Origin of the sequence: Halomonas sp. HNIBRBA4712, from assembly GCF_043558675.1 — a bacterium.
Taxonomy (GTDB): domain Bacteria; phylum Pseudomonadota; class Gammaproteobacteria; order Pseudomonadales; family Halomonadaceae; genus Vreelandella.
Window position 1 is genome coordinate 223174 of sequence record NZ_JBIFXR010000004.1, and the last position, 26084, is coordinate 249257.

The following is a 26084-nucleotide window of genomic DNA, read 5'->3' on the forward strand; positions in this document are numbered from 1 at the left end:
TGCCGCTGGGTGAATCGTTTCAGCATGGCTTCATACAGAATAGCACCTCCCTCGGCAGAATCGGCGAGGCCCTCTACCCTCGCCCATGCTCGGATCGGCGCGATTGACAGGAGAACTACATGCTCACACTTGGCCCTCACGACATTCTGCCGGGCTGTCGCGCCAGCGACTGGCACGCCGCGCTGGACGCCGCCGCCGACGCGCTGATCGAGGCGGGACTGGCCTCACCTGGCTATCGCGACGGGCTGCGCGCGCGCGAAGCCCAGTCGTCCACCTATCTGGGTAACGCCATTGCCATCCCGCACGGCACGCCGGAAAGCCGCGAGCACGTGCTACGCACCGGCGTGCGCGTGCTCCAGTTTCCGGAGGGCGTCGAGTGGCACGACGGCCACCGCGTGAACGTGCTGGTGAGCATTGCCGCGCAAAACGACGAGCACCTGGATATTCTGCGCGCGCTGACCCACGTGCTCGACCGCGACGGCGTGGCCGAGGCGCTGGCCGGGGCGACCAGCCGCGAGGAGATCCTGGCGCTTTTGACTAAACAGGCGCCGACGCCACGCCTGGACCGCGACACGCTGTGCCTGAAGTTCCCTGCACGAAGCCTTCAGGAACTCGCCTTGGCCGGCGCCGCCCGGCTGCATCAGAACGCACTGGTCGACACCCATTTCATTGCCGCGGTGGCGGAAAAACCGCCGGTTTGGCTCGGCGGCGGCTATTGGCTTGCAAGCCACGCCGCCCCCGAGCTGAGCCCGGCGCTGGCGGTGGCCACCCCCGCCGAGCCCCTCGAAGAGGCGGGCAAACCGGTGCATGCGCTTTTTTGTCTGGCGGGTAACGCCGCCACCCACCTGCCGCTTCTGGAGCGCATCGACACTCTGATCGACCAGGTGGAGAGCGTCACCCTTGGCGAGGCGGACGCCCCCGCGATGCTGGCGCTGCTGGCGGGCGAAAACGCCGCCACGCCCACGCGGCGGGTGCGCGTGTTGAACCCCCACGGCCTGCACGCTCGCCCGGCCAAGCAGCTGGTGCAGACGGCCCGCGCCCAAAGCGTGGCGATCAACGTGCGTCTCGAAGAGGGCAGCCCGGCGAGCGTATCCGCGGCGAGCCTGACCAAAGTGATCGGCTTGGGCGCCCGGCGCGGCCAGTGGCTGACGCTTTCCGCCCAGGGCGAAGGCGCCGAGCAGGCGCTCGAGAATCTGGCTCGCGCGATCGAGGGCGGGCTGGGTGAGAAGGTCACGCCGTTTGATACCAGCGCTGAGCCCGCCGTAGAGGCCGCCGCGCCGGCTGCGCCGCCGGCCCTCGAGGCGGACACTCCACACCAGGGCGTGGCCGCCTCGCCGGGGCTCGCCATCGCCCCGGTCTTCGTGCTGCGCGCGCCGCGCTTCGACTACCCCGAACAGGGAGAAAGCCCGACGGCGGAACGCGAGCGGCTCGAGCGCGCCATCGAGCAGGGCAAGTGGCAATTGGGTGAGCTCGTGCGTCACGCCGCCGGCGGCGACGTGGCCGACATTCTTTCGATGCACGCTGAAATGCTCGACGACCCGGAGCTTCACCACGCCGCTAAAGATGCGATCAACGAGGGCCGCTCCGCCGAGGCCGCCTGGTGGGAGGCGATCGACACCGCCGCCCACGCCCAGGAGATGCTCGCCGACCGGCTACTCGCCGAGCGGGCGGCGGATCTGCGCGACGTGGGCCGCCGGGTGCTGAGCGTGCTGTGCAATACCGAGCTGCCCGAGCCGCCGGCGCACCCCTACATTCTGGTGACCGAGGACATCGGCCCCTCTGACGTGGCGCGGCTGGACACCTCGAAAGTGAAAGGCCTTCTGACCGAGCGCGGCGGCGCCACCGCTCACAGCGCGATTCTGGCGCGGGCACTTGGCATTCCCGCCGTAGTGGGCGCCGGGCGCGCGGTGATGGGCCTGACCAACGCCAGCATGATGATTCTCGACGGCGACCGGGGGCGTGTGACGCCCTGGCCTTCCGAGGAACGGCTAAGCCGCGCCGAGCAGCAGCTTCTTGATCTTCAAACTCGCGAAGCGGACGCCTGGGAGCGGCGCTTCGAGCCCGCCACCACCCGCGACGGTCACCCGGTCGAAGTGGCGGCGAACCTGGGCAATACCCTGCACGCAGCGGACGCGGTCGAGCGCGGCGCCGAAGGCGTGGGCCTTTTGCGCACCGAGTTTCTGTTCATGGCGCACGCGAGCGCCCCGGATCTTGCGACCCAAACCGGCGAGTACCGCCAGGCGCTCGAGGCGCTGGCCGGCCGGCCGCTGGTGGCGCGCACGCTGGATGTCGGCGGCGACAAGCCGCTGCCCTACTGGCCGGTGCCCCAGGAGGACAACCCGTTTCTGGGCCTGCGCGGCATTCGCCTGGCGCTGACCGAGCCGCACGTGCTCGAGACCCAGCTCAAAGCGCTATTGATGGCCGGCGCCCCGGACGCCCAGGGTAACGCCCGGCCGCTTCGCATCATGCTGCCGATGGTCAAGGACGTGGCGGAGTTTCGCGCAGTGAAGGCGATCTTCGATCGCTTGCTCGCCGAGCTTCCCGTTTCCGAGCGCGCCAGCGACGTGCAGCTGGGCGTGATGATCGAGATTCCCTCGAGCGCGCTGCTCGCGCCGAGCCTGGCCGCCGAGGTCGACTTCTTCTCGATCGGCACCAACGATTTGACTCAGTACACGCTCGCCATCGACCGCGGCCACCCGGCGCTCTCCGCCCAGGCCGACGGCCTGCACCCGGCGGTGCTGCGCCTGATCCAGATGACAGTGGAGGCCGCCCACGCCCAGGGCAAGTGGGTCGGGGTGTGCGGCGAGCTCGCCTCCAACGCTGCCGCCGTGCCGGTGCTAGTGGGGCTGGGCGTCGACGAGCTGTCGGTCAGCGCCCGCCAGGTGCCGCTGGTGAAAGCGCGGCTGCGCGAGTTCGACCTCGATGATGCCAAACGCTGCGCGGCACTTGCGCTTTCAAAGGCGACGGCGGGTGATGTACGCGACGCGCTGGAGGCCAACTGATGGCGCGGATCATGACGCTGACGCTCAACCCGGCGCTGGATCTCGCCTTCGCCCTCGACGAGCTTGCGCTTGGCGCGGTCAACCGCCCGCATCACGCCCAGCTCGACGCTGCCGGCAAGGGTGTCAACGTGGCCCGGGTGCTGGCCGGGCTCGGCCACGAGGTGATCGTCGGTGGTTTTCTCGGCGCCGACAACGACGGCCCCTTCGAGCGCGCCTTTGCGCAGCTTGGCGTGAGTGACGCCTTCGTGCGGGTGCCCGGCGAGACCCGTATCAACGCCAAGCTTGCCGAAAAAAACGGCCGGGTCACCGACATCAACGGCCCCGGCATCGCGGTCGATATTAGGGCCATCGCCGCGCTGATCGCCACGGTGGAAAACGCGCAAAAGGCCGCACCGCTCGACGCGCTGGTGCTGGCCGGGAGCCTACCGCCGGGTCTCGAGCTGGAGGCGTTCGAGGATCTGTTACACCGGCTCAAGGCCACCGGCGTGCCGCTATGGGTCGATACCAGCAATGAAGCGCTCAGGCGTGCCATCGACATCGCCCCAACCGCGGTCAAGCCCAACGAGCTGGAGCTAGCCGACTGGGCGGGTGAGCCGCTCGACACCGCCGAGCGGCGCCTTGCGGCGACCCAGCGCCTGCACCAGGCGGGTATCGACCACGCGCTTCTATCCGCCGGCGAACACGGCGTGACCTGGGTCAACGCCCAGGGCGCCTGGCGCGCGACGCCGCCGCGCGTTCGCCCGGTCAACACCGTAGGCGCCGGCGATACGTTCGTGGCCGCCATGCTGCACGGTTTGCTCAGCCAGTGGCCGCCGGAGCAGACCCTTCGCTTTGCCACGGCGCTGTCGGCGGAGTCGGTGCGCCACCCAGGCGTTGGCGACCCCAATGCCCGCGACTTTTCAACCCTGGAACAAGAGACTCACGTCGAGCGCCTGCACGCCGGTAGTCCCGAGGGAGCCTTTCAATGAACGTTATTCTGATCACCAACTGCCCCAGCGGCGTGGCGACCACCTTTCTTGCCGCCAGGCGACTGGAGCAGGCGGCCACGCGGCTTGGCTGGCAGGCGCACGTCGAAATGCACGGCGAGCTGGCCCCGGCCGAGGCCGCAAACGCGGAGCAGATCGAGCGCGCCGACCTGATCGTGGTCGCCGGCGACCTTGTGCCGGACCCCGCCCGCTTCGAGGGTAAACGCCTTTACCAGGGCGAGATCGCCGACGCCCTGCCGGCGCCGGACGCCTTTCTGGAAACCGCCAAGCGCGAGGCGCCGCTTTATACCCCGGTTGCGCCCGCAAGCGCCGCACCGGTCGAGGCCGCCGAAAAACGCATCGTGGCGGTCACCGCCTGCCCCACCGGCGTAGCCCACACCTTCATGGCCGCCGAAGCGCTCAGCGAAGCGGGCCGCACTATGGGCCACGCCATTCGCGTCGAGACCCAGGGCTCCGTGGGCGCTCAGGACCAGCTCACCGATCACGAGATCGCTCAGGCGGACGTAGTAGTTCTGGCCTGCGACATCGAGGTCGACCCTACGCGCTTTGCCGGCAAGCGGATCTACCGCACCTCGACCGGCACGGCGCTGAAAAAGCCCCAGGCAACTCTTGAAGCCGCCCTGGCCGAAGCGAGTGTCGAAGAGAGCGGCGCGGCCCCCGCCGCGAATCAGACCAAGAGCCTCAAGGAGAAAGGCGTTTACAAGCACCTGCTCACCGGGGTCTCGTTCATGCTGCCGATGGTCGTGGCGGGCGGGCTGATCATTGCGCTGTCGTTCGTCTTCGGCATCGAGGCGTTCGAGGAGCCGGGCACGCTTGCCGCCGCCTTGATGCAGATCGGCGGCAGCGCCATGGGGCTGATCGTGCCGGTGCTGGCGGGCTATATCGCCTACTCCATCGCCGACCGGCCGGGCATCGCGCCGGGGCTGATTGGCGGCATGCTCGCCGCCGACATTGGCTCCGGCTTCATCGGCGGCATTCTCGCCGGTTTTCTCGCGGGCTACGTGGCGCTGGCTCTCACCCGCGGCGTGAAGCTTCCTTCGAGCGTGGAGTCGCTCAAGCCCATTCTGATCATTCCCTTCGTGGCGAGCCTGGTGACCGGCTTGATCATGGTCTACGTCATCGGCGAGCCGGTGGCGGCGCTGCTGGGCGCGCTCGAAGGCTATCTGGCCTCGCTGGACTCGACCAACGCAGTGATTCTCGGGCTTCTGCTTGGTACCATGATGTGTGTGGATCTCGGCGGGCCGATCAACAAGGCGGCTTACACCTTCGGCGTGGGACTGATCGCCTCCAACACCTACGGGCCAATGGCCGCGGTAATGGCGGCGGGCATGGTGCCGCCGATCGGCATGGGCATTGCCAGTTTTCTGGCGCGCTACAAGTACGCCGCCGCCGAGCGCGAGGCGGGCAAGGCCTCTTTCGTGCTCGGGCTCTGCTTTATCAGCGAAGGCGCGATTCCGTTTGCCGCCAAGGACCCGCTGCGGGTGATCCCCTGCTGCATCGTGGGCGGTGCGGTGACCGGCGCGCTCTCGATGCTGGTCGGCGCCAAGCTGATGGCGCCCCACGGCGGTATCTTCGTGCTGCTGATTCCCGGCGCCATTTCACCGGCGCTGCTCTACCTGGGCGCCATCGTGGTCGGCTCACTGATCACCGGTGTGAGCTACGCCTTCTTGAAGCGCGGCGCCGCTCAGGTGGCCGTGGCCAGCTAAACGCTCGGCCGTTCGCGGCTTCCAACGAAAGCGCCTTCGGCCACGCAACAGTGCGTCGAAGGCGCTTTTTTCATGCCCGGCGTTTGTTCCCCGCAGCGCTTGATGTAGTATTTTTACATAATCAACAAGTTCCAGGCGCGTCGCTTCAACCGCCTCATCGATAAGGACTTTCAGCATGTTCCAGCTCACTCGCAGCGTCACCTGGCAGGCCCTCGAGCGCCTACGCGACAAGACTCAGAATGATCGCATCCGCGACTACTTCCAAAGCGACGCCCAACGCTTCGAGAAGATGAGCCTGCGCGTGGGCGGGCTGTTTCTGGATTACTCCAAGCATCACGTCTCGGACGAGGTGCTGGCGAAACTGCTGGAGCTGGCCGACCACTCGGCGCTGGTGCAGCGCCGGGCGCAGATGTTCTCCGGCGACATCATCAACGTGACCGAAAACCGCCCGGTGCTGCATACCGCGCTGAGAAACCCCGGCGACGAGCCGGTGTACGTGGACGGCGAAGATGTGATGCCGGAGATCACCCGCACCCGCGAGCAGATCAAGGCATTTTCCGAGGCGGTGAGAAGCGGCGAGTGGAAAGGCTACAGCGGCCAGCCGATCAAGGACGTAGTCAACATCGGCATCGGCGGCTCGGATCTCGGCCCCAACATGGCGGTACGGGCGCTTCTGAAGTACCGCCAGCCGGGGCTTCACTTTCACTTCGTTTCCAACGTCGACGGCACCCATATCCAGAAGGTGCTCTCGCGCCTGGACCCGGCCACGACCCTGTTCATCGTCTCGACCAAGACCTTCTCCACGCAGGAGACGCTCTTGAACGCCAAGACCGCGCGGCGCTGGTTTCTGGAGAACGCCGGCGAAGAGGCCGACGTGGGCGCGCACTTCATCGCCGCCTCCACCAACCGCAAGGCGGCGATGGAATTCGGTATTCGCGAAGAGAACGTGTTCGAGTTCTGGGCCTGGGTGGGCGGGCGCTACTCGATGTGGTCGTCGATTGGGCTGCCGATCGCGCTCTCCATAGGCTTCGAGGGCTTCATCGAGCTGCTCGAAGGCGCCCACGAGATGGATCGCCACTTCATCGAAGCGCCGTTTGCCGAGAACATGCCGGTGCTGATGGCGCTGATCGGCATCTGGTACATCAACTTCATCGGCGCCGAGACCCAGGCAATCGTGCCTTATGATCAAGCGCTCAATCAGCTGCCGTCGTTTTTGCAGCAGCTCGACATGGAGTCCAACGGCAAGTCGGTGGACATCTTCGGCCGCTCGGTCAACTACAAGACCGGGCCGATCGTCTGGGGCCAGACCGGCTCCAACGGCCAGCACGCCTTCTTCCAGCTGCTGCACCAGGGCACCCGCTACGTGCCGATCGACTTCATCGCCTCGCTCAAACCCGAACCGGGCATGGAGGAGCACCACTTCGCGCTGCTGACCAACATGCTCGCCCAGGCCAACGCCTTCATGGAAGGCAGCCAGGACGATAACAAGGAGCTCAGCCAGGACCCCTACAGCTGCCCCGGCAACCGCCCCTCCAGCACCCTGCTGCTCGACGAGCTGACGCCGAAAAATCTCGGCGCGCTGATCGCGCTTTACGAACACAAGGTGTTCGTCCAGGGCGTGATCTGGAACATCAACTCGTTCGACCAGTGGGGGGTGCAGCTTGGCAAGCGTATTGCCGGGGAAATCAGCGAGCGTATTGATACCAATGCGGCGGATTTTGATGTGTCTACGCAGGGGCTTTTGGAGTTGGTGCGGGGGCATTTTCCGGCGAGCGGTGCTATGGAGAATGGCCAAGCTGAAAGTGCCAAGAAACCGGCAAAAAAGGAGGATAAGCTGAGCTGACATCACCGGGTCGGCTATGAAACGCCTTGACTCATCTCAGGGCGTTTTTCTTAAGCAGTATCATGGGCCTGAGCCAACTGCAGCGTTAATCCAGCCTCAAGGAATCGAACTCTTATACTCTTTTCAGTATCTTCAGGTAAAATCTGCATATCGCGACGGATACTTTTTCATCAATATTCACCAGCTGAATAAAGCAGATATAATACTGAATATGCCCTCCAAAACGGCCATTACCCCATCAAAAAGGGCTTCGAAAAGCTCCACTAGCATCTCGAAAATACCATCGCCATGCATTATAACTGGCGTAGCAACGGCTGAAAGCGCGATACCGCAAACCACCAGACCCAATGAATTAAACCCCGCGAAAAGCATATATATTACGGTACTCAGTAACGACAGGCTACCCACGCTATTCAGCACGGTCATTTTTCTCGATTTGTTCGCTCTGGCCATACGAACCTCGCTTTATTAAAAATAATCTAACTTAGCGCCTGTCTCTAGATGAAGCAACACTATCTTGCAAACAACTGTCTGGCACTTCATTTGGCCTCTTCAAACGGCTGCCATCCAGTATTGCGTTGGTGTCTCCCCGCACCTCGTAAAACCCAGCCGCTCGTATAGCGCGATGGCACGACTCTGCTTCAAAACATGAAGCCGTAGAGGCATACCCACCGCTCGTGCCTTTTCTAACTCCTCGCGCACAACGTGCGGTCCAATGCCCTGTCCTTGATAAGTACCTGATCTGAAGTTTTCGCGTAATATCCATGTCAGAAACTCTGACACGGATGGAATCATGGCAAGGCGCTTCGTTACCCCTCTCGCTGAATCTGAGCAGCAGACGCTGACCTCGGCCTATCACCATGGTGAGAAGCGTGCCCTGCGTCGACGTGCGCATGCCATCGTGCTGAGTGATCAAGGCCATACCATTGGTCAGATCAGTGAGACACCGCAGGTCCGCCGCGATGCCATATCTCGATGGCTCAAACAGTGGGAGGAGACAGGGCTCGACGGGCTCATCGACAAGCCCTACAGTGGCCGCACGCCCCAATCCTGGATGAGCACGACCACCAGCGATTGCAGGCCATGGTCGTCGAGCAGCCTCACCAGATTCGATCCCTGCAGGCTCGCTTTCAAGAAGAGACCGGCAAAACGGTCAGCACGGAGACCCTTCGCAGGGCATTGAAAAAAAATGACCTCAGCTTCAAGCGCATTCGTCACTCACTGAAGGCACGGCGTGACGAAATGGATTTCCGCAACACTCAGGGACTTCTCAAGGTGCTTCAGGAGCAGGAAGACCAGGGCGAACATGAGCTCTACTACTTTGATGAAGCAGGCTTTTCACAATCGTCATCGGTGCCATACGCGTGGAGTCCCATCGGTCGGCCCTTCGAAGTGACTGCCTACTCCCATAGCCGAAGGCTAAACGTGTTGGGATTCCTCAGCCGAGCCGGAAAGCTGGTCTACCACACCACCACAGAACCGGTAACGACCGAGACTGTCATCGAAACATTTGACCAATTTGTGACCCGGAAAGATCCTGATACCTTCGCCATCGTGGTGCTCGACAATACCAGCATGCATCGCTCCAGGGCCTTCAGGCGAAAGATCGTGGAGTGGATGTCGCATCGTGTGCACCTGGTCTATATATCGGCGTACTCGCCGGAACTGAACCTGATTGAGATTCTGTGGCGGCGGATGAAATACGCGTGGCTGCCGTTGAGTGCCTACCTCTCGTTTGATCGCCTCTGCAACGAGGTCTATCGCCTACTCGATAGCTACGGAGCTGAGCACGCGATTAATTTTGAATAAGCACTTAGTTGATTAAATTCTTGATTGTCGTTCATCCACGTCCCTTAGATGTTTAATTCTTATCCTGCGAGGTCCATAGAGGCATAGATTTAATACCCATCCAGCTTTTGATAAAAAGCGGCAAAGCCAAAATGCATACTATTGCCAACTTCCAGTCAGGTTTTAAATATGTATTTTCTTTTAAGCGGAACGGTATCCAATTATCCGAGACCACAACCTCTTGAATAGGAAATGCATGCGGAAGAAACATCCCAATAAATATAATAATGAAACTACCAACGAGCCAAGCTTCATTCTTCCAACCCATAAAGTTTCTCCCTTTCAATCCTAACGCATAGTTAAAGGTCAGAATTGCAACCACATAGCCAAACAGTATGGCCAAGGTTCTAGACGTACTTGGAGGAAGCAACTTTCCCAACTCCTCGTTTTGAATGACCACTATGCCTGCAAACAAAACCATGCATGAGAACGCCGCGAGGGAGAACAACCGCAGTATAAAACCCGCCTTTTTCGTGCTATTCAAACTCATTTCTTGATCCTGTTTTTTATCTCTTTATTACGAACTTTCAGCCATGCTCTTATAAACTCTTTGGCCAAAAAGAAAAAACTAGCCAATGCCAATAAAGGCCAGAGACTCAGTGCAGTTTCTCCTGCTTGACGCATCATTCCCATGATTGTGAAGCCAGAGGCCACAATCAAGCCGGTCACCGCGAGCACATTGGGCCATCGTCTCATCAGTTGTAGCAAAGAACGTCCCGCCAAACTCAATAATGGAAGAATTATATGTACTGCCATTTTCAATATTCCTCGTTCAATATGCTAAAAACTTCCCAGCCATCCGATAATCCTCCTCACTGTCCGACCTGAAGAACGATGCTTTGTATTCCACTGCCTGCTCCGTTGGCGCGCTGGGGCAGGATGGAGAAACTCTACGCGCTTTAACGTCATGGGGTGTGGCGGATAGCATGATGAACGTGTCTAATCGTCCCATCAGCAGTCTAGTGTGCAGGACAGTAAAGCGGTTCCACACTTCTTTCTGGAACTGCGCCATCATGCTTTTGAGGGTAGGCACGAGGATGCGATTGCCCCGGCCACGGCTCACGAGTTCCATCATCAGTACGCCGACTCCCAAAATTTTACTCAGGACTACAGCATCTGCAATCAGGATGCGTTGGCGATGCTGTTTTATGGCCTGACTGGCTAGGTCCAACTGGTAAGACACCGGATCCATAGCCGCTTTGTGGCCTAGATAGATATGCTCATCTGCCGGGGGGATCTGACAAAGCTGGGTTTCAATAAACAGACGGCTTTTTTCGCAGCCAGGGGACAGGTCTTGCTCGAAGCGAATTTTGGCTGGGTCTGGCAAACGTATAGCATCAGCATGTTCTTCCAGCTTGGTGAGAAAGCGGGTACTTTTACCACTCACCAATTCAGAAAGGCCATCGACGGCGAGGATGGAACCACCACCATCGCTGGCATCCGCCCGGCGGACGATCCATTCACAGTCGCGAATGACTTCACGCGCACCAAGTGCGTAGAGAGCTGACATGCTTCCATCCTTGTTTCAGCCATGGACGACAAATGGACTTGTAGACGACATCTGACATACGCGACACTTGGTGTCGCATCGTATTTGCAGCGCTTATTAGCGAATAAAGATTAATGATAGTGAGATTACCACCACCCTGAACGTGCGAATAGAGCGAGTAATCGATACTTTTTTAAAATTCACGCATTAGAAAAATAATACTTTCGAGTTCTTGCTGACATGGATCCTTTGGGCAGAGTTATCGCCAAATCTGGTGGATGGCAGTCAGGCGGCCATCCTATCTGACTGATCGGTTACCTGCTCCCCATCCTGAAACCGGACGTTGTTCACAACCAGTTCCAGCTTGCTGACTCCCTTGATGCGTTTCCAGCGCTTCTCGGCGCTCTGGAGCAACTTGAAGACCATCGCCAGAGTCGTCGCCCTGGAGCCGCAGTTCCGGCTGCGCTTGGTCCTCAAGCGGACTGTGGCGATCGGGTTGGTGGTGCGAATATGCACCCAATGCTCTGCCGGATAGTCGTAGAACGCCAGCAGTTCCTCCCGAACCTTGGCCAGGCACTCCATCGCTTGGGGGTACTTGGCCTCGAAGCGTTTCAGGGTGCGATCGAAGGCTTTTTGAGCCTCGTAGCGGGTCCCGGCCATCCAGATGTCATGGAGCTTGGCCTTGACCTTGTGCTGCACGGACTTAGGCAGCTTGTTCAATACGCTAGCCGTCTTGTGAACCCAGCAGCGCTGATAGTCAGTCTCCGGATAGACCTTGCTCAGGGTCGCCCACCACCAGCCTAGGGGCTTGGAACAGGCCGCGCTCTCGCAGGCCTGTCAGCAAGGTCTCCCAGCTATCCGCCGACTTGCGGAAGCCGTCCTCGACGGCCACCGGCTCCTTCGTTCACGCCGATGATCACCAGCAGGCATAGACGGTCATCCAGGCGCACATTGCTGTAGATGCCGTCAGCCCACCAGTAGATGTAGCGTTGGTCTGACAGATCTCGCTGCCGCCACTCGGTATACTCGTCTTCCCACGGCCTCTTGAGCCGTGACACCATGTTGGCCGACAGTCCCTTGGCTTGGCCGCCCAGCAGCGCCGCCAGGGCCTACTGGTAGTCGCCGGTGGAGATCCCTTCAGATAGAGCCAAGGGATCAGTTCCTCGATGCTGCGAGCTCGCTTCAAGTAGAGTGGCAGCAGGCTGCTGTTGAAGCGGGCGCCACCACCGCTGCGGTCACGCACCGTGGGCACCTGCACGCTGATATCCCCGATCCCGGTCTGGACCGTGCGCTCGGGCAGGTAGCCGTTGCGGACCACAGCCTGGCGGCCATCGCCGAGCCGCTGATCGACATACTGCGCCAAAAAGGTGGCCAGCTCGGCCTCGACGGCCTTGGTGATCAGGTCACGGGCGCCTTGGCGCAGCGACTCGTGCAGCGGGTCAGCGACCTGGGGTTCTGGTTATGAAAGAGCCCGAAGGGTAGAATTGGTCATGGCGTATCCACTCTGTTGGTTGAGATCCTGGTCGTGATCAATCAAAAAGATACGACACCCTACCTACCTCCCCCTATACAACAGACTTGAGCTTCACTCATGCCCCGTGATGGCAGAAACCATGGCACCCACCACCTCAGCGATCGCGAATCGGAATCGGGCCGATGGGGGCGACGTTGGGCATGAAGATCGTCACCTCGTTGACATCGTGCAGCGGTGCGACGAAGTCGGCCTTCCAGCTGCCGACCCGGGGGTTGTGCTCCGGGTCGTAGTTGAAGCTCAGGCGAAGGCTGTCCGGGGCGACGACCTCGCCGTTCTCGCGCAGCAGCGAGAAGGATTGGTCGCCGAACTCGGCGTAGATCAGCCCGTCGATGCGATCGGCGGGGATGTCGCCTAGATCAGCTCGCCGGAGTAGCCGGGGTAGTCGGTCAGAAAGCGCACTTCGACATGCAGCACGCCCTCCTTGCGAATCGCGCGGTAGGGTTCGGCGTAGGCGTGGCCGCCGGCGGTCAGGGCGCGCTCGTCATCCAAAGCGAACGTGGGAGTCGTCGAAAGCAGCAATAAAAGAAGCGAGAAAAACAGGCGAAGCATCATGGGGCACTCGTAACGGGAAGGGTAAAGAACCACGCAAGGAGCCGCCCGCAGGCGGCTCCGGGGTAAGTGCAGGGTTACTCGGCGGTAAGACCGAAGGCGTTCATGCTGGCACGGAACACATCGGTGTTATCGACCCAGTAGTGGCTCTCATCGTCGCCTTCGTAGATCGCAAGCCCCTCCTCGGCCTCGGCGATGTCGAAGAAGTAGTCGGCACCGGCGCCCTGGGCGTAGAGCGGTACCAGTTCGCGCGTGTGGGTGTCGGTGTGCCAGCGCACCAGCGGCAGCGCCCCGGCGCCCTGGTTGACGATCGGGCTGTAGGCCTCGACATCGGAGTTCGGGCCTTCCAGCAGGCCGTTGCCGTGGTCGGTGGTGACGATGATCAGGGTGTCGTCCCAGGAGCTTTCGTTCTCGACCCATTCGACTGCCGCCTCAACGGCTTCGTTGAAGTCGATCTGCTCTTCGATGATGCGCGGCAGGTTGTTCGCGTGGGCAGCCCAGTCGATGGCGCCGCCTTCGACCATCAGGAAAAAGCCGTTGTCGCGGCCGTCGTCACTGGCGCTCAGTACGTTGAGCGCGGCACCGGTCAAGGTGGCCAGGCTCGGAGAGGTGTCGAGGAAGTTGCCGGCACCGACGCCCGGGCGGTTGAACTGCAGGGTCTGGATGTTCTGCACTAGGCCCAGCACCTTGTCCTTGGGCAGGTCGAGTTCGCCGGCCGCCAGGGCTTCGAAATCTTCCTTGCTTTCGATAAAGGCGTAGTCCGTCTCGCCGTCGATCAGGCGCTGGTAGGTCTCTTCTCCGCCGATGAAACGGAAGTCGCTCTCGCGCGGCTCGTCGATGCGCTGGCCGGCGGCGTCGTAATAGGGGTTGCCGGTGCCGATAGCGACGGTGGCGAGCCCCGAGTCGACGATCTCGCGGCCGATGGCTACGTAGTCGTTACGGCTGACGTTATGGGCCAGAAAGCCCGCCGGGGTCGCGTGTGAAACCTGTACCGAGGAGACCACGCCGAGTGCCCGGCCGCTCTCGACGGTGTACTCGCCGATATGCTTGATCGACTGGTCGTCGTTGGACCAGTTGATGGCGTTGTTGTAGCTCTTCTGGCCGGAGGCCAAGGCGGTGGCGGCGGCGGCGCTGTCGGTGTAGTCGGCGCGGGCGTAGTCGTAGCCGGCGAAGTAGCCCTTGTAGTTGCCGAGGTTACCTTTATAGACGGTATTCACGGCTTCTTCGTTCCAGAGCTCTTTGGGGTCGAAGGTGACCTGATTGTCGTCGCTGTGGGTCGGGGCGTTCGCCGTGTTGAGCGGGTGGGTGGCCATGAACAGCTGGGTATCGAAGTCGTCGTAGACTTCGTGGCCCAGCGCCCCGTGGCGGTAGTAGCTCGCCGCGCGGAAGGTCTCGATACCCGCGCCGTCGGTGATCATCAAAATGACGTTCTTGGCCGGGCCCTGTTGTCCCGCAGCGCTGCCCATGGTGGCGCCCGTCACGGCAGCGGTGACGAAAAGTGCCAGCATTGAGCGTTTGAATAGTGTTTTCATCGTTATTCCCCCTCGTGAACAAACCAGACTTGGTTAGCGCAGAGAAGCTTAACGATGAAAGATGACAATATGATGATTTGCTTGATTAAAGGGAACTAAATAAAAAACGGCGAGGCCAAAGTGCCTCGCCGCCGGGTCGCGCGCTTAGAGCATGCGCGGGATCTGGGAAGAGTGGTGGTGCAAAATCGGCGCGTCTTTCGAGAGATCGACCACATAGCTGAAGCGCGCCTCGAAGTTGAGAAGCTCGCCATCGACTTCGAAACGCCAGTTGTAGAGGCCGGTCAGCGCGGCGATGGTCTCGGAGACTTCCTGAACGATCACGGTCTTTTCGTGAAGCGTAATGCTCAGGCCCGGACGCGCGCCCAAGCGCTCGAAATAGTCGCGATGCTTCTCGCGGGTGTTGGAAATACGGTTGGAAAAGGTGGGAATCAGTACGGCGTTCTCATCGTAGAGCGACAGCAGCGCTTCGACGTCGGCGTTGTTGATTGCCTGCATCCACTCGTTGAGCACGTCATGGGGAGTTCTCATATGACTAACGACCTCTTTAACCAATGTCGGTGACCTGATGCCGCGGGCTCAAACGGCGGTTACCTTTTACGACGGTGACTGTGCAAGCCCATCATTCTTATACCAAAGATGTAGCGAGTACCATCTTACCCAAATCGACACCCGAGCGCATGGTGAGTTCCGTTTTACTCAAAAGCGCCGAAAACGATCAAAGAGTTTTGCCATCGCTTTAGCCCCGAGCATCAGCAAAAGCCCCATCGCGAGTGCCACGAGCGAGCCGGCGTCCAGGCCCCCGCCCCAGTGCCAGCGCGAGATGACGCCGCCCAGATGCTGCGCAATGAGATAGATGCCGATCAGAAAGCTTCCCGCGCGCACAAGCCCGGTTTCGGTCACCGCAGTATCTGCCGGTTCGTTGCGGTGGAGCTTACGTGCCAACCCCGGCGCCTTGAACCACAAAAGCGCACCGAGGATCAGCGGCACGAGAAGGCTTGCCGTGAACAGCATCCGCCAGCGCTCGAGTTCATCCGGCGTTTCAAAAAACGCGGGAAGCGTCGAGCCAAGCGCCATTAGCGGGCTGAGCACGAGGTATACGGCTAGAAGGCGCATCGAAATGATCGAAAAGGCGTGCATAAGCGCTCCTAGCAAAACCTTCAGCATATACGATTATTAGTGGGCCACAAATCCAATGTGGGAGGCCGCCTCAGCGTGGTCCGACAACTCGGCGAATGGCGCCGTCAGGCGCCTTGGCTTGGCCATCGGTCGCGAGCTGAAGCTCCCTCCCACAACCTCTTGCAAGCCTGACTGAATGGCATTGCAGACGCCGCCACGGTTGTGTTTATCAAAGGGCAAGGATACTGTATTTATATACATATCTATTACCACCGACGGGAGCGCCCCATGGCAGACTCTTCCGCCCTACCCTTTTTCAAGGGCCGCGGAGCCACCTTCGATCCCCCCAACCGCTTCGCGCAAAGCGTGAGTGTCAGCGAGCCCGACGGCTGGTGGCAGGATGAAGCCCCTACCTCGCTTGCCACCGAGATACGCGAAGAGCCGAGCAAGAGTGCGCTTAGCTTCAACGATTCGCCGGATCTCTCCTTTGATCGCTCACTGAACCCTTACCGCGGCTGCGAGCACGGCTGCATCTACTGCTTCGCTCGGCCCTCGCACGCCTACTGGGACATGTCGCCGGGGCTCGATTTCGAAACCCGGCTGATCGCCCGCACCGGCATGCTCGAGCACCTGCGCGAGGAGCTTGCGAAACCCGGCTACATCTGCCGACCGATCAACCTGTCCGGCAACACCGACTGCTACCAGCCGATCGAGGCGAAATACCGCACTACCCGACGCCTGCTCGCGTTTTTGCTCGAATGCCGCCACCCGGTCACGCTGGTGACCAAGGGAAGCCTCGTACTGCGCGATCTGGATCTTTTGAAACAGATGGCCGAGCACCGGCTGGTGCGGGTGCTGGTGAGTCTGACGAGTCTGGATAGTGACCTGAAGCGCACCCTGGAGCCACGTGCGGCCTCGCCCCAAGCGCGGCTGAAGGTGATTCGCAAACTCAGCGCCGCCGGGGTGCCGGTAGGGGTGTTGATCTCGCCGGTGATACCGGGGCTGACCGACCACGAAATCGAGCGGCTGATCGAGACGGCCCGCGACGCCGGCGCGCGCACTGCGAGCTGGATGCTTTTACGCCTGCCCCGCGAGGTCGCGCCGCTGTTTGAAGAGTGGCTGGTGGCCCACTACCCCGAGCGCGCCGACAAGGTGATGAGCCTGATTCGCCAGTGCCGGGGCGGCAAGACCAACGAGGCGGCGTTCGGCAAGCGCTTTCGCGGTGAAGGCGTGTTCGTCGACATGATCGAGCAGCGCTTCAAGCGCGCCAGCCGCCAATGGGGCATGCAGCCCCGCGCCGAGCAGGGCCTCAATACCCGCGACTTCAGGCCACCCCGCGCTCAGGGCGACCTGTTCGACTAGCCAACGCTAACGGTGCGGGCCGCGCCGCGCCTTGAGCTCCTCGAGCACCAGCGCGAAGAAGCCGCGAATCTCCTGCAACCTGGGCCGCGCCTCGACCATCAGCGTATCGAGTTTTTCGATCTCCCTGGACTGCGCATCGCGCGTGTCGAGCTCGATGCGAATCTCCTCGATGAGCGCCATGGAGTCGTTCAGCATGGCCTTGAGTTCCGCGGTAGAGGTGGTATGGATGCTGTGTTCGATGCTCATGGCGTTACCCCAGAATGACGGAGAGGGTGATCAGCAAGGCCGGCAGCGCAAGAAACACGGCCAGCACCCACCCGGCGGCCAGCGCTTTCTGCTCGGCGGCGACCCGCCCCAGCCACTGCGCCCCCTTGACCGGCAGCAGGCGTAAAAACGGCAGGCCGCCGATGATCAGGACGGCAAACAGGTTGAACAGCAGGTGCACCACGGCGATTTCCAGCGCCAACAGCGCGTTGGGGCCACTGATTGCCGTGGCCGCGAGCAGCGCGGTCATGGTGGTGCCCAGGTTGCTGCCGATGGTGAACGGATAGATCTGGCGCAGGGTAAAGGCGCCGGAGCCCGCCATGGGCACCATCAGGCTGGTCGTGGTCGAGGAGGATTGCACCAGCACCGTGACCAGCGCACCAGAGGCGACCCCGGTGATCGGGCCACGGCCGATAGCGCTGAGCATGATCTGGCGAGCGCGGCCGACCATCAGCGTTTTCAACAGCTTGCCGATATAGCGAATCGACAGGAAGATCATCGCGATACCGATCACGATCAGCGCCATACCCCCCAGCACCGCCGGCAACCCGCCAACGAGCTGCCCGAGCGCGCCGGTGATCGGCTGGGTGGCCTGGCCAATGATATTGACGTTATCCATCGACAGGTTGGCGTCACCGTAGAAGAGCTCGGCGATGGCCAGCGCCAAGCGCTCGAGCGGGCTGAACAGGATCTCGATGGGCAGCAGGATCACCACCGCGATCAGGTTGAAGAAGTCGTGCACCGTAGCGGCGGCGAAGGCGCGGCGAAACTCGTCCTTGTTTCTGACGTGGCCCAGGCTCACCAGCGTATTGGTCACCGTGGTTCCGACGTTGGCCCCCATGACCATGGGTACCGCCACCGCGACCGGCAGCCCCCCGGCTACCATGCCGACGATCACCGAGGTCACCGTCGAGGAGGATTGAATCAGGGCGGTGGCGACGATCCCGACCATCAGACCAACGAAGGGATTGGTGGCGAATTCAAACAGCCGCTCGGCCTGGTCGCCGGTGGCGAGCTTGAAGCCGTCGCCGACCACGGAGACCGCGCAGATCAGAAAGTAAACCAGCAGTACCAGCGTCATCCACTGATGCAGCCGGCCCTGCTTCGCCTGCTGCCCCGGGTGCGCATACCCATCCCGCGCTGCGCGACTGGTGGTGTCCACCATGGCGATACCCTCCAACGGTATTGAACGTTTTAAAGGCTTGCCACTTCAGGTTGGGCGACACAGGTGACAGCGTGATGACAGCGGCGCATACACTGTTTGTAAGGGGCTCTGATGGGCGAAGATTGTAATAAGCGCCCGCCCACGTATGCTGAGGCGATCGATTCATCCATGGATGCTTTCATGACCCACGCCTTGAGCAAGACCCGATCGAGCTTTTATCGCCGCCTGTATGTTGCCTACCTGATCGATCAGGGCACGCACAGCGTTCCCATGCTGATGGAGGCGACGGGGATGCCCCGGCGCACCGCCCAGGACACCATCGCCACGCTTGCCGAGCTCGATATCGAGTGCGTTTTCGAGCCCACCGAAGGCGAGCGCCACAACAGCGGGCGCTACGTGATCAAGCAGTGGGGGGCGATCGACCGCGACTGGGTGGCCGCCCACGCCGAGCGGCTGGGGAAAGCGCTCGGCTATCGCTAAGTCGATCAAGCGTCGCGGCCCTGCGGATCAAGGTGCTGGCGCCGGGTTAACAAGCGCACCGCCAGCGGCGAGGTGATCATCTGGATCACGGCGAAGAATACCGCGGGAACGGCGATCTCCGCCGGAAGCTTTGATGCAGCCACGAACGCCGCGGCGATGCCGAACTCCTTTTTGCTGGCGGTGAACAAGAACGCAATCAGCTCCTCGCGGTCGCGGGTGATCAGCCGGGCGCTCATGCCCACGGCGTAGCCCGCCAGGTTCAGGCATAGCGCCGCGGCGGCGACCACCAGCGCGTAGGCGCCATAACCGAGTAGAGTCGCCGCGTTGGCGCCGACCACGCCGAGCAGAATCAAAAGGTAGATCACTGAGCCTGCCCCGGCGTAGTCGCCATCGAAGCGGGCGAAAAAGCGCGAAAAGCGGGTGCGCAGCGCCACGCCCAGAAGCGTCGGCAGCAGCACGATCAGCACCAGCTGGCCGACGACGGCGCCCAGCGGTGTTGCAAGCTCGATACCGGTCAGCCAGAGGAAAAGAAACGGCACGATGAACGGCGAAAGCGCGGTGTTGATCGCGTTGAAGACCGCCGCCATGGCCACGTTGCCGCGGGCCATCATCACTAAAAGCGGCGAGGAGACATCCGTTGGCAGCGCTCCCAGCAGCGTCTGGCCGGCGGCCAGCGGGCTAGCGCCAAAAAACGCCCGCCCGGTCAGCCAGCCGAGCAGCGACATCGGCCCAAACACCAGCACCGCCGCCAGCAAGGGGCGCGTAGGCCGCTTGAGTACCTCTTTCACCGCGTGAGCGTCGAAGGTCAGGCTAACGAGCAGCATCAAAAGCGCCAGCAGCGGCCCGATGGCGGGCGCAAGCCACAGGCCAGGGGCAGGTGAGCAAAGGCCCAGCAGCGTTACTCCGACCACCCACCAGAGCAGATGAGCTTCGATGAAAGAGAGCCATCGGCGCATAAGAAAAACTCGCGGTTACCGGGAAAGGGTGGGATTTGCGTCAGGACCGCCTTCGAGCGGCTCGGCCCAGGCCAAGCGCGCGGCGTTGAGCGTGACGCTGAGAGAACTGGCCGCCATGGCCAGCACCGCCGCCAGCGGCGGCACCGCCATGATCACCACCAGCGTCAGCGCCAGGGTATTGTAGAGCGCGGAGAAGACCAGGTTCTGAGTCATCACCCGCCGGGTGCGCTTGGCAACGGCCAAAAGCCGCACCACGGCGCCGATGCCCGGCGTGAGAAGCGTTGCAGCGGCGGCCTCCCGCGCCGCTTCGCTTGCATTCATGGGCGCCACGCCCACGCCCGCTGCCGCCAAGCTGAGCGTATCGTTGATGCCGTCACCCACATAAAGCGCAGGCGCGGGAAGCCCGCCCAGAAGCCTCGCCTTCGCCTCCGGCGAGCGCTCTGCGTAGCAGGCGTTTGCCGCCAGGCCGACCTCCCCCGCAAGCCAGGCCACCGCTTCCTGGCGGTCGCCGCTGATCAGCGCCGTCACGTAGCCCAAGCGGGAAAGCTCGGCCAGGCTCGCTTGGGCGTCCGCTACCGGCGGGTCGGCAAGGTAGAACGTGGCCAGCCACCCCTGGTCATCGGCAAGCACCACCTGAGAGGCGAAGGCGTAACCGGTGTGATCAAAGCGCTTGGGCAATGCCACGTCCTGCTCAACCAGCCAGGCCGCGCTGCCCATGCGCCAGCGCTCCCCGCTTTCGAAGGTTACCTCCCGGCCGGCGCCGGCGACCTCCTCGGCGCGCAGGACGTGGATGCCAGACGCGGATTCTGCACTCTCATCGCTCGCCTCGGCCCAGCGCAGTAGCCCCAAACTCAAAGGGTGCTCGCTCGAACGGGCAGCGTGGGCCAGCTTTTGCGCAAACGCCTCGGGAAGCACGTCGCGCCGCTCGACGTGCACCACGCGGTGCTGGCCGGCGGTGAGCGTGCCGGTCTTGTCGAAGGCAACGGCGCGGGCGGCGGCGAGCGGCTCGAACGCCGCCGGGTCGCGAAGCGCCACGCCGTTTTGAACCATCTGCTGACTACCAGCCAGGCTCGCCAGCGGCACAGCTAGCCCCACCGCGCAGGGGCAGGCTACCACCAGCACCGACAGCGCCCGCACCACCGCCTCCTCCAAGGACGCCCCCAGGATGAGCGCTACCGGTAGCGCCATCAGCGAAAGCGCCAGCGCCGCCGGGCTAAGCCAAGCGGCGAAGCGGTCGGCGAGTTTGGCAAGCTCGCCCTTTTGAGTCTGCAAAAGGCGCATCTGCTCGCAGAGCCGGTCCATGCGTCGCGCGCCGGGGGTAGCGCTAACGGTGAGGCGAATGGATTCGCCTGCACCGTTCAGGCAGCGGTAGCCAGCGTACACCGCCTGCCCCGCATGAAGGTAGCGCGGCACGCTTTCTCCCGAGAGCGTAGCGGTATCGAACCAGCCGGGTGTTTCGAGGATCGCGTCGAGCAGCAGCGTCTCATCATGACCCAGCCACAGGGTGTCGCCGATGGCGGCCTCGCTGGGGGGAAGCGTTACGCGCTCGCCGCCGCGCTCGAGAAGCACATCCGCCTGGGGCAGCGCCAGCGCATCGAACGCTTTAAGCCCCCGCTGGCGGCAGAGCGTTTCGGCCAACCGCCCTACCAGCAGCAGCGCGATCAGCATGACGGCGGTATCGAAATAGACCTCCGCCGAGCCGCGCGCGAGTAGCCAAAGCGACACCGCGACCGCCCCCAGCACGCCCAAACTCACGAGCACGTCCATGCCCGGGCGAGTTGCCCGCAGCGTGCGCCAGCCGGCGCGGTAGAACGGCACGCCGGCGTAAAGCACGACGGGCAGAGAGAAGGCGCCGGAGAGCCAGGCCATGATCAGCTCGATGCGCCCGCTGGGTACAGCGCCAGCGTAAATCAGAAGCGAGGCGAGCATCGTCCACATGCCGAATACCGCCGCCACCATCAGGCGCAGGCTCAGGTAGCGGCTCTCCTTTTCGAGGCGCTCGGCGGCGTCCTCGACCGCTTCCAGCGGCCCGAGCCGGTAGCCGATGCGCGCCACCCGGCTTTTCAAGGCGTCGAGCGCTACCGCTTCGCTGCCGCCCGCGACCCACACCGTGGCACTCGGGTAGTGGACGCTGGCCGCCGTGACGCCTTTTGCGTCTCGCAATACGCCTTCGACGGCGAGCGCGCAGCTGGTGCACCACATGCCGTGCAGGCTAAAGAGCGCGCCGCTGCCGGCGTTTACCTCACCCTGGGGCGCATCAAAAGCCAAGGCGGCGAATCACATGCAGGGCGGCACGCCGATGATCGGCATGCCGGTGAAGATGACCCCAATGGCGGAGAAGAGATAAAGCCCGGCGGAGACCAGCGCGTTGAAGCGCGGACGCCCGGTGAGCTCGCGCCCCACCTTCCAGCCGGCCCAGGTCAGCCAGCCAAGCAAGGCGGTAGTGAGCACGCTGAATAGCCCAAGCCCAAAATTGAGCCCGGTAAGCGCCCCTTGCGCCGGGGCTGGTGGCGCCACGGCGCAGGCCACCGAAAGCCCGCCGTACACGCCCACGAACCAGATACTCCAGAGCGTGAGGCCTACCACCAGATGCGCCGGGTGGGCAAGATGCAGGCGCCTGTAGACGGTTTCCATGGATTAGCCTCCCATCACGCGGGGCAGCACGCCAATTGCCGCGACCAGTACCCAGAACGTGATCACGTTATAGCGCCAGAGGATGACCACTACCGCTGGCTCGAAGGGCGCGTGCAGCCCGACATAGCCAAAGCGCACGCGAAGCCCCTGCATGGCCGAGAGAATCATCGCAAGCGCCCCGTGGAACAGCGCGTAAACGAGCCCCACCAGCAGCACCGCGTCGTGGCTGGTTTGGGTAGGCTCGAGCCCCGCGGTCAGCAGCGACCAGAGCACCAGCACCACCTGAGCGGCACCAAACAGCGCGCTCAGGTAAAAGCCGCCCATGAGGCCACGATCCCGGTTGACGCGAAGCCCGCGCACCAGCTTTTCCATCACGCCAGCGCCCAGGGTCACCGCCACGCCGGCCACGATCAGCACCACCAGCGACAGCGGCGACACCTCGGGCATGCGCCACTCCGGCGAGACCGTCCACAAATAGAACCAGCCGAACAGGTAAGAGAGGAAGAACGAGCCGTTGGCCAGGGTAAAGGTCGCCATCGCCCAGACGCCGGGGCCGCTCATGGTACGTGAGTGCAGCGGCGGGTCACCCTCCTGCACTTCGGCGTCCGGCGCGGCTTTCGGGTGAGCGCCGTTCTCCCAGGCCCAGCGCAGCAGAAACACCGCCGCCACGATCACGAAGCCGGCGGCCACCCAATAAAAGCGCGTCAAGAGGCTGATACACACTACCGCCAGCGCTAGCGCGGCGAGAAACGGCCACCAGGAGTTGCCGGGAAGGTGAACGATTTCGCGCACCTTGCCGGTGATCGAGTCACTGCCCCACATTTCTCGGCGCCCGTGGTTCGCCACCGCCAGGCCGTGCTGGCCTTCGGCCATGGTGCGCGGCAAATCCGGGTTGTCCCACAGCGGGTGGCGGGTGTCGATTTTGGGCAGGCTGACGAAGTTGTAGGCACTTGGTGGCATGGCGTTGGCCCACTCTAGCGTATCCGCGCCCCAGGGGTTATGCTTGGCCGGCTTGCCGAAGCGAAAGTGCAGCGCGATATCGATCAGCACCATGGCGATGCCCGCCGACATCACGAAGCTCGCCACCGACGACAGCAGATTGAAGATCTCCCAGCCGTTACCCGCTTCATAGGTGTAGATACGCCGCGGCATCCCCAGAAGCCCGGTCCAGTGCATGATCAAGAACGTGCCGTTGAAGCCCAGAAAGGTCAGCCAGAAGCCCCACCGGCCGATGGTTTCCGACGGCATGCGCCCGGAGAAGAGCGGCAGCCAGTAGTAGAAGCCCGCCATCAGCGGGAACAGCATGCCGCCGACCAGCACGTAGTGCATGTGAGCGACGACGAAGTGGGTGTCGTGCACCTGCCAGTTGAACGGCACCAGCGCGAGCATCACCCCGGTCAAACCGCCGCAGACGAAGATGATCAGAAAGCCGAGCACCCAGAGCATCGGCAGCTTGAACCTGGGCTTGCCAAGCCAGAGCGTAGCCAACCACACGAAGACCTGAATGGCGGTAGGCACTGCCACCAGCATACTCGCCGCCGAGAAGAACGCCTGGGCAAGCTGGGGAATCCCCACGGTGAACATGTGGTGTACCCAGAGCCCGAAGCTGATGAAGCCGGTGACGATGATCGCGAACACCACCCAGCCGTAGCCAACGATCGGCCGCCCGGCGAACACCGGAATCAGCGTCGAGATCACTCCGGCGGCGGGCAGGAAGATGATATACACCTCGGGATGGCCAAAGAGCCAGAACAGGTGCTGCCACAGGAGCGGATCGCCGCCGCCGGCCACTTCGAAAAACGGCATGCCCACGGCGCGCTCGAGCTCGAGCAAAATACTGCCCAGAATCAGCGGCGGAAAGCCCACCACGATCATCAGCGCCATGGCCAGAATGTACCAGGCGAACAGCGGCATCTTGTGCAGCGCCATGCCCTGGGTGCGGGTGCGCAGAATCGACACCACGATCTCGACCCCGGCGGAAAGCGCCGAGATTTCGACGAAGGTGATCCCCAGAAGCCAGAAGTCCGACCCGAGCCCCGGCGAGTACTCGCTGCTCGAAAGCGGCGTGTACATGAACCAGCCGGCGTTGGGCGCCATTTCGATCACCAGGCTCGAGGCCAGAATGATGCCGCCGAACAGGTAGCAGAAGTAGCCCAGCGAGGTCAGCCGCGGGCAGACCAGGTCGCGGGCGCCGATCATCTTGGGGATCATGTAGATCGCCAGGCCCTCGAGCACCGGAATGGCGAACAGAAACATCATCACCGTACCGTGCATGGTGGTGACCTGGCTGTAGATGTCCGGCGTCATGAAGTTCTGATCGGGCGTGGCCAGCTGCGTGCGGATCAGCATCGAGAGGATGCCGCCGATCAGAAAGAACACCATGCCGGTGATCATGAAGCGAAGACCGAGCGTGGTGTGGTTGACGATGGTCAGCGCCTTGATGCCGCGCGGGTTGCCCCAAATCTCGTGCAGGTCGTCGTGCAGCGTGCGGCCGTTCTCGGGCTCTTGCGGGTCCTGAGGCGTCGCTTGACGATTGATGGTTGTCATGGGGTTAAAGTCTCCAGCCAGGCACCCAGGTCTTGCAGCATGTCGTTATCCAGATCGTCGTGGCGCGGCATCAGGTTGTCGGGCTTGAGCGTTTGATGGTTGCGCAACCACTGGTAAACCGCGCCCTCCTCCATCGCCATCACCCCGGCGCCGAGCATTTCGCGCCCGCCCACGTCGGATAAATTCGGCCCGATGTTGGCGCTGCTGATGCCCGCCACCTGGTGGCAGCCAGAGCAGAATCGGGTGAAGTTCTCGCGGGCCTCATCGAAGGCCGCATTTTGCGCGGCAAGCTCGGCCAGCGCCTCTTGCTGGCGCGCGGCGAGCCAGGCTTCGTACTCTTCGCGCGGCAGCGCTTCGACGTGCAGGTGCATATGGGCGTGGCCCACGCCGCAAAGTTCGGCGCACTGAGCGCCGAATACGCCGGGTTCGTCCGCCTCGAGGCGAATACGGTTGACGCGCCCGGGCAGCATGTCGATCTTGCCGCCCAGGCGCGGAATCCAGAAGCCGTGGATGACGTCGGCGGCGGTGACGTGAAAATCCACCGGCTCACCGGCGGGCATCACCAGCTGATTGGCGGTGACGACTTCGCCGCCTTCGGCGCCCGGGTAGCGCACCTCCCACCACCACTGGTGGCCCACGACCTCGATCACCTCCGGCGGCTCGTCCAGCGGCAGCGTCAGCATGCGCTGCCCCGTCGGCACGCCGAAGGTCAAAAGCGCAATCACCGTGAGCGTGGGCAGCACGATACCGCCGCCGATGATCCAGCGCCGGCCGATGCGGCGCTCCTGAGCCGGCGTGCGGGTCACTTCGCGGGCCTTGAAGGTGTAAAGCCAAAGCGCCACCACTGCAATCAACACCACGGTGGCGAAGCCGAGCATCACGAACCAGATCATGCGAATGTCGCGCGCCGCAGGCCCCGCCGGGTCGAGAATGGAGTGGTCGCCAGCGCAGCCCGCGAGTAGCCAGGGGGCGGTCAGCCAAAGCGTTAACATGCCCAGGTTGACCCGCCGACGCGATGCGCGTTGAATATCTCCCGTGGCCCTCGCGCCCTTTCGTTCCCTCATCGCTTTT

Annotated in this window: 24 protein-coding genes and 1 pseudogene; 8 read left to right on the forward strand and 17 right to left on the reverse strand. The window is 62.6% G+C overall.

Annotated elements, in window-relative coordinates:
• The first annotated feature begins 119 nt into the window (after nucleotides 1-119).
• From ptsP to pgi, 4 genes are all read left to right on the forward strand, one after another.
• On the forward strand, nucleotides 120-3002 hold the full coding sequence (ptsP, locus tag ACGK9R_RS10505) for a phosphoenolpyruvate--protein phosphotransferase (protein WP_394580959.1): 2883 nt from the start codon (nucleotides 120-122) through the stop codon (nucleotides 3000-3002).
• Nucleotides 3002-3970 (forward strand): 1-phosphofructokinase, encoded by a 969-nt coding sequence (gene pfkB / locus ACGK9R_RS10510; RefSeq protein WP_394580961.1) that lies wholly within the window; start codon nucleotides 3002-3004, stop codon nucleotides 3968-3970. The genes ptsP and pfkB overlap by 1 nt, the downstream gene beginning before the upstream one ends.
• Nucleotides 3967-5694 carry a PTS fructose-like transporter subunit IIB gene (locus tag ACGK9R_RS10515; RefSeq protein WP_394580963.1) on the forward strand — a complete coding sequence of 576 codons (1728 nt, stop codon included), beginning with the start codon at nucleotides 3967-3969 and terminating at the stop codon, nucleotides 5692-5694. The genes pfkB and ACGK9R_RS10515 overlap by 4 nt, the downstream gene beginning before the upstream one ends.
• 175 nt (nucleotides 5695-5869) lie before the next feature.
• Nucleotides 5870-7537 carry a glucose-6-phosphate isomerase gene (gene pgi, locus ACGK9R_RS10520; RefSeq protein WP_394580965.1) on the forward strand — a complete coding sequence of 556 codons (1668 nt, stop codon included), beginning with the start codon at nucleotides 5870-5872 and terminating at the stop codon, nucleotides 7535-7537.
• A 177-nt stretch (nucleotides 7538-7714) separates the two neighbouring features.
• Here the strand turns inward: pgi and ACGK9R_RS10525 are convergent, their stop codons facing one another.
• Together ACGK9R_RS10525 and ACGK9R_RS10530 are read right to left on the reverse strand one after the other, a co-directional pair.
• Nucleotides 7715-7990 carry a hypothetical protein gene (locus ACGK9R_RS10525; RefSeq protein ID WP_394580967.1) on the reverse strand — a complete coding sequence of 92 codons (276 nt, stop codon included), beginning with the start codon at nucleotides 7988-7990 and terminating at the stop codon, nucleotides 7715-7717.
• A 99-nt stretch (nucleotides 7991-8089) separates the two neighbouring features.
• The gene (locus tag ACGK9R_RS10530; RefSeq protein WP_394580969.1) at nucleotides 8090-8332 is read right to left on the reverse strand and encodes a GNAT family N-acetyltransferase; all 243 of its coding nucleotides are present in this window, start codon (nucleotides 8330-8332) and stop codon (nucleotides 8090-8092) included.
• Here ACGK9R_RS10530 and ACGK9R_RS10535 point away from each other — a divergent pair.
• Nucleotides 8331-9346, forward strand: a protein-coding gene (locus ACGK9R_RS10535) for an IS630 family transposase (RefSeq protein WP_394580971.1) whose coding sequence is annotated in 2 segments (ribosomal slippage) — nucleotides 8331-8579 and nucleotides 8582-9346 — 1014 coding nt in all. Because the reading frame shifts where the segments join, the coding sequence is not laid out codon by codon here. The two genes, ACGK9R_RS10530 and ACGK9R_RS10535, sit on opposite strands and share 2 nt — an antisense overlap.
• A 52-nt stretch (nucleotides 9347-9398) precedes the next feature.
• Here the strand turns inward: ACGK9R_RS10535 and ACGK9R_RS10540 are convergent.
• The 4 genes and pseudogenes from ACGK9R_RS10540 to ACGK9R_RS10555 all read right to left on the reverse strand — a co-directional run bounded on the left by ACGK9R_RS10540 (nucleotide 9399) and on the right by ACGK9R_RS10555 (nucleotide 12309).
• Nucleotides 9399-9875 carry a hypothetical protein gene (locus tag ACGK9R_RS10540; RefSeq protein ID WP_394580973.1) on the reverse strand — a complete coding sequence of 159 codons (477 nt, stop codon included), beginning with the start codon at nucleotides 9873-9875 and terminating at the stop codon, nucleotides 9399-9401.
• The gene (locus ACGK9R_RS10545; RefSeq protein WP_394580975.1) at nucleotides 9872-10141 is read right to left on the reverse strand and encodes a hypothetical protein; all 270 of its coding nucleotides are present in this window, start codon (nucleotides 10139-10141) and stop codon (nucleotides 9872-9874) included. Before ACGK9R_RS10545 ends, ACGK9R_RS10540 begins: the two co-directional genes overlap by 4 nt.
• A 16-nt stretch (nucleotides 10142-10157) precedes the next feature.
• Entirely contained in the window at nucleotides 10158-10895 is a 738-nt protein-coding gene (locus tag ACGK9R_RS10550) for a hypothetical protein (RefSeq protein ID WP_394580977.1), read from the reverse strand.
• A gap of 264 nt (nucleotides 10896-11159) precedes the next feature.
• Nucleotides 11160-12309: pseudogene (locus ACGK9R_RS10555) on the reverse strand (IS256 family transposase).
• Between the two features lie 178 nt (nucleotides 12310-12487).
• Between ACGK9R_RS10555 and ACGK9R_RS10560 the strand changes: the two are divergent.
• Complete coding sequence (locus ACGK9R_RS10560; protein WP_394580979.1) at nucleotides 12488-12763, forward strand: hypothetical protein; 276 nt, start codon at nucleotides 12488-12490, stop codon at nucleotides 12761-12763.
• Here ACGK9R_RS10560 and ACGK9R_RS10565 read toward each other — a convergent pair.
• From ACGK9R_RS10565 to ACGK9R_RS10580, 4 genes are all read right to left on the reverse strand, one after another.
• Nucleotides 12760-12960 (reverse strand): hypothetical protein, encoded by a 201-nt coding sequence (locus ACGK9R_RS10565; protein ID WP_394580981.1) that lies wholly within the window; start codon nucleotides 12958-12960, stop codon nucleotides 12760-12762. The genes ACGK9R_RS10560 and ACGK9R_RS10565 overlap by 4 nt on opposite strands.
• A gap of 74 nt (nucleotides 12961-13034) precedes the next feature.
• A complete protein-coding gene (locus ACGK9R_RS10570; protein WP_394580983.1) occupies nucleotides 13035-14489 on the reverse strand; it encodes an alkaline phosphatase in 1455 nt (484 codons plus the stop codon).
• 144 nt (nucleotides 14490-14633) lie between these two features.
• On the reverse strand, nucleotides 14634-15017 hold the full coding sequence (locus ACGK9R_RS10575; RefSeq protein ID WP_394580985.1) for a nuclear transport factor 2 family protein: 384 nt from the start codon (nucleotides 15015-15017) through the stop codon (nucleotides 14634-14636).
• A gap of 168 nt (nucleotides 15018-15185) precedes the next feature.
• Nucleotides 15186-15626 (reverse strand): hypothetical protein, encoded by a 441-nt coding sequence (locus ACGK9R_RS10580; RefSeq protein ID WP_394580987.1) that lies wholly within the window; start codon nucleotides 15624-15626, stop codon nucleotides 15186-15188.
• 267 nt (nucleotides 15627-15893) lie between these two features.
• On the opposite strand from ACGK9R_RS10580, the gene ACGK9R_RS10585 reads away from it, so the two are divergent.
• Nucleotides 15894-16967 carry a PA0069 family radical SAM protein gene (locus tag ACGK9R_RS10585; RefSeq protein ID WP_394580989.1) on the forward strand — a complete coding sequence of 358 codons (1074 nt, stop codon included), beginning with the start codon at nucleotides 15894-15896 and terminating at the stop codon, nucleotides 16965-16967.
• 6 nt (nucleotides 16968-16973) lie between these two features.
• On the opposite strand, the gene ACGK9R_RS10590 is transcribed toward ACGK9R_RS10585, so the two are convergent.
• Together ACGK9R_RS10590 and ACGK9R_RS10595 are read right to left on the reverse strand one after the other, a co-directional pair.
• Nucleotides 16974-17213, reverse strand: a complete 240-nt coding sequence (locus ACGK9R_RS10590; protein ID WP_394580991.1) for a hypothetical protein — start codon at nucleotides 17211-17213, stop codon at nucleotides 16974-16976.
• A 4-nt stretch (nucleotides 17214-17217) separates the two neighbouring features.
• Nucleotides 17218-18396 carry a Na/Pi symporter gene (locus ACGK9R_RS10595; protein WP_394580993.1) on the reverse strand — a complete coding sequence of 393 codons (1179 nt, stop codon included), beginning with the start codon at nucleotides 18394-18396 and terminating at the stop codon, nucleotides 17218-17220.
• 180 nt (nucleotides 18397-18576) lie between these two features.
• Between ACGK9R_RS10595 and ACGK9R_RS10600 the strand changes: the two genes are divergently transcribed.
• Complete coding sequence (locus ACGK9R_RS10600; RefSeq protein ID WP_394580995.1) at nucleotides 18577-18876, forward strand: helix-turn-helix domain-containing protein; 300 nt, start codon at nucleotides 18577-18579, stop codon at nucleotides 18874-18876.
• 5 nt (nucleotides 18877-18881) lie between these two features.
• Here ACGK9R_RS10600 and ACGK9R_RS10605 read toward each other — a convergent pair whose 3' ends face one another.
• The 5 genes from ACGK9R_RS10605 to coxB are packed head-to-tail and all read right to left on the reverse strand — an operon-like array spanning nucleotide 18882 to nucleotide 26077.
• Entirely contained in the window at nucleotides 18882-19832 is a 951-nt protein-coding gene (locus ACGK9R_RS10605) for a bile acid:sodium symporter family protein (RefSeq protein WP_394580997.1), read from the reverse strand.
• 15 nt (nucleotides 19833-19847) lie between these two features.
• Nucleotides 19848-22100, reverse strand: a complete 2253-nt coding sequence (locus ACGK9R_RS10610; protein ID WP_394580999.1) for a heavy metal translocating P-type ATPase — start codon at nucleotides 22098-22100, stop codon at nucleotides 19848-19850.
• A gap of 9 nt (nucleotides 22101-22109) precedes the next feature.
• The gene (locus ACGK9R_RS10615; protein WP_394581001.1) at nucleotides 22110-22466 is read right to left on the reverse strand and encodes a hypothetical protein; all 357 of its coding nucleotides are present in this window, start codon (nucleotides 22464-22466) and stop codon (nucleotides 22110-22112) included.
• Nucleotides 22467-22469: 3 nt separating this feature from the next.
• Nucleotides 22470-25013: a cytochrome c oxidase subunit I gene (ctaD, locus tag ACGK9R_RS10620; RefSeq protein ID WP_394581003.1), complete on the reverse strand. Its 2544-nt coding sequence runs from the start codon at nucleotides 25011-25013 to the stop codon at nucleotides 22470-22472.
• On the reverse strand, nucleotides 25010-26077 hold the full coding sequence (gene coxB / locus ACGK9R_RS10625) for a cytochrome c oxidase subunit II (protein ID WP_394581005.1): 1068 nt from the start codon (nucleotides 26075-26077) through the stop codon (nucleotides 25010-25012). The genes ctaD and coxB overlap by 4 nt, the downstream gene beginning before the upstream one ends.
• Nucleotides 26078-26084: the final 7 nt, after the last annotated feature.